Below are 3,046 nucleotides of genomic sequence, written 5' to 3' on the forward strand. Positions count from 1 at the left end.
GCTAGGCCGTGTTTTGAAAGTGGGTGGGTGTCCGCCCTCAGTTGTGTCGTAGCCACACACGCGGCCTGGTGTCGTAGCAGGCAGTGCCGCCTGACCGCACCAGCGGTGCGTCACCACAGGTGCAGGAAGCTCCGGACGTCGTCATACCCGTCGACGGCCCGACTATCCACGTCCGACGGGTCAGCCTCGCCACGCGCGGCCAGCGACTTCACCAGTGCGAGGGCTTCATCGCTGAGACGTCCGAAACGCCGAGCGGTGTGTCCCAGGCATAGGCCGGCCAGTCCAAGCATAGGGCTACCCGGCACAGCCCGTGTCCCAACCTGCACGCACCAGTGCTCGACGAACTCCACGTCGTCGTCGTTCAACGCGCTTCCGACCAGGACACTCGCGGCCTCCCCCTCGGCCGTGCGGTCACGCAAAGCCCGCTCCAACGTCTCGACCACGACCTGGTGAGGCAGCGCAGGAGGGTTCTCAAAACTCCGATGAGAGTGCACTGCGCGAGACTACGTGCCCCGCGTGATCCACACTCATCCGTGTCGTAGCCATTGGTTGATTGCGGCGATGTGGACGGTGGTCAGGTAACGGATGGCGAGTTTGTCGAATCGTGTGGCCACGGCCCGGTTTTGCTCGAGGAGGTTGATTCCTCGTTCGACGGTGTTGCGGTCGCGGCGGATCATCAGCCACTGATGTCCGGTGGGGCCTGGTCGGGGCCGACGCCAATCTCGATCCATGTGTTGACACGATGATCGGTATCTCCAGCGAAAACATAACCAGCGCCTCGGTATTCGAGGACAGACCGTAGTTTCGGATTTCCGCCGTAGGCCTCGTCGCCGGTCACCTGCGGTGCGGTGATACCCGTATCCACGGCGCTGAGGATCAACTGCTTCACCCGCGTCGACTCGGTCGCGAACCGTGTCTGACTGGGCACCCCGGCTTATATGAGGCGCTGCGGGTCGGTGGTCCACGATGTCGGCAGGTAGACAGCACGATCGAGGAACGCGTGCCCGACCTGGGCGGCGTACATGAGATAGACCGTGACCTCACTGTTGTCGATCCGGCTGGCCGTGCCTGTGTATTGATGCTGGATACCGACGGTAGATACGCCCTCCTTCAGGTCACCGGTTTCATCCACTTCCCTAATCATCCGGGCAGCGGCATGGCGGGTCTCCACTTGAGCGAACCGTCCACGATCTGGAACACCTCAGGTACAGAGACTGTTAGGCTGCCCTACTCATCAGTTCCGTCGTCAGTAGTTCGGGGAATAACTCGTAACTGAACCAGGGGTATGTTTATTGGCTGATCCGGTAGGCTCGCCAACGTGAAGAATGGCTATAGCCTGGGCAGGAGAGGTGGTTGATGGCGATCGAGCTTCGCGCGCCAACTATCGCCGACTTCGTTCGGACGCACCGCAAGCGCCCCCGTCCCGGTCATCCAAGTGGATACAGTCGACAAAAACTGGCAACTCTGGTTCCCGCTAGCTTAAGCTACCTGAGTCAGATCGAATCAGGCGAACGAACCTCTCCCAAACCTGAATTCATCGACGCACTATCCACTGCACTGCAGCTCAGCAGTGTCGAGAAGCAGCATCTGCACAACCTTGCGCTACCAAAGTCTTCAGGGCCGCGGACTCATGCACCTCTTACGGTGGCGAAAATGCGCACACTGATCACACCCGACATGGAATCAGTGATGGACGGTCTAGCTCCTCACCTGTCGGGATACGTCGATGAACGTTGGTTTGTGCTGGCCGCCAACGAAGTGTACGACCAGGCATACCCACGCCTGCTCGAGGTTGGGAACGTACTCACCTGGTTCTTTGCTGTTCCCGAATCGCGCAGCGTCATGCTCGAGTGGGAGGCTGAAGCGAGGTTGACAGTCAACTGGTTCCGATGGCACATGGGACGTTATGGTAACTCGGACTGGGCATTGGAGTTGCTTTCGCAGCTGTCGACCAGTCGCGAGTTCACTGCGATGTGGCTGGAAGAACGTGTCGACTTCCAGCGCCATCAGCCACTGATGCATCTGCGCGACCCTGATACCGACAAGCCTTATAGCGTTCGAGTCCAGATAGCAGACGTCCCTGGAGCGACAGTGCCGTTCCAATGGTTTATCGGCATCAAGACACCGTTCAACGGACCGGAGAACCTACTGAAAGCTCCTTGAGAAAGCCTCCTATCACCTCATTTACGAGATGTGGTGCCGTCCAGTTTGCGGCGTGCCCAGCTCCTGGGATCGTCACCACTCCATTGGCGCCGGGGAGCCCGGCTGCCAGTACCGCAGACTTCTCTGCGGTACTGGTCTGGTCGTGTTCACCTCGTATGACTATTGCTGGACAAGTGATTTCACCAAGCCTGTCCAGCAAGGTTTCTCTCTCTATGAGGCAGTTCGCGGCTGGTCGAATCAATGGCCGATCACTGGAGTGCCATTTCGCTCGCCAGGGTGCCTGATCGGCGTCCGTACCGCCGATCAGGCGTGGTGCAAGCGAGTCGGCCAACGTTGCCAGTGGGACGTTGGGGTCCGTCCACGCATCAAATAGTTCTTGGTAGCCAGCCTTTTCCTCGGCGGTAGATGCGCTGGCCTCGGTGTCGAGCAGCACCAAGGCGTCAACTCGGGAGGGGTCCAGCAGCGCTGTCCGCAGTGTGGTGTAGCCGCCTTGTGACATCCCGACAAGGGTTGCGTGCTCGACACCAGCGTCATCCATGACGGCCAACATGTCGCGCGCCGAATCCCAGTATGTGAATGGTCGATCCGGGTCCGACATTGTGTCGCCGTGGCCGCGGGCATCCAAGCACAATGCACGGACACCTCTGGACTCGACGAACTCCACTTGCGGCGCAAACATGCTCGAGTCCATGAAGAACCCGTGAGCGAAGACCATTACAGGCCAGGAGCTTTCCCCGGAATCTGTGTAGTGCACCCGAGCGCCTTCGATGTCGATGTATGGCATTGCTGTAGCGTACGCAGGTGGAGCACATGATGTCCTGCCCCGGCATGACGCTGTGCAGCGTTAGCTGGTCAGCGTCATGCCGGGGGCTGCTCTCTCAGT

At 59.8% G+C, this 3,046-nt stretch carries 3 protein-coding genes and 1 pseudogene; 1 reads left to right on the forward strand and 3 read right to left on the reverse strand.

Annotated elements, in window-relative coordinates:
* Positions 1-527: 527 nt before the first annotated feature.
* Together ACL02S_RS24050 and ACL02S_RS24055 are read right to left on the reverse strand one after the other, a co-directional pair.
* Positions 528-677, reverse strand: coding sequence for a hypothetical protein (locus tag ACL02S_RS24050; RefSeq protein ID WP_412804774.1), 150 nt, complete (start codon positions 675-677; stop codon positions 528-530).
* Positions 677-1,171: pseudogene (locus tag ACL02S_RS24055) on the reverse strand (transposase). The gene ACL02S_RS24050 and the pseudogene ACL02S_RS24055 overlap by 1 nt, the downstream one beginning before the upstream one ends.
* A gap of 185 nt (positions 1,172-1,356) precedes the next feature.
* On the opposite strand from ACL02S_RS24055, the gene ACL02S_RS24060 reads away from it, so the two are divergent.
* Entirely contained in the window at positions 1,357-2,163 is an 807-nt protein-coding gene (locus tag ACL02S_RS24060; protein ID WP_412804775.1) for a helix-turn-helix domain-containing protein, read from the forward strand.
* On the opposite strand, the gene ACL02S_RS24065 is transcribed toward ACL02S_RS24060, so the two are convergent.
* Positions 2,129-2,947, reverse strand: coding sequence for an alpha/beta fold hydrolase (locus ACL02S_RS24065; RefSeq protein WP_412804776.1), 819 nt, complete (start codon positions 2,945-2,947; stop codon positions 2,129-2,131). The two genes, ACL02S_RS24060 and ACL02S_RS24065, sit on opposite strands and share 35 nt — an antisense overlap.
* Positions 2,948-3,046: the final 99 nt, after the last annotated feature.

This window comes from Nocardia spongicola, from assembly GCF_047200775.1.
Classification (GTDB): domain Bacteria; phylum Actinomycetota; class Actinomycetes; order Mycobacteriales; family Mycobacteriaceae; genus Nocardia.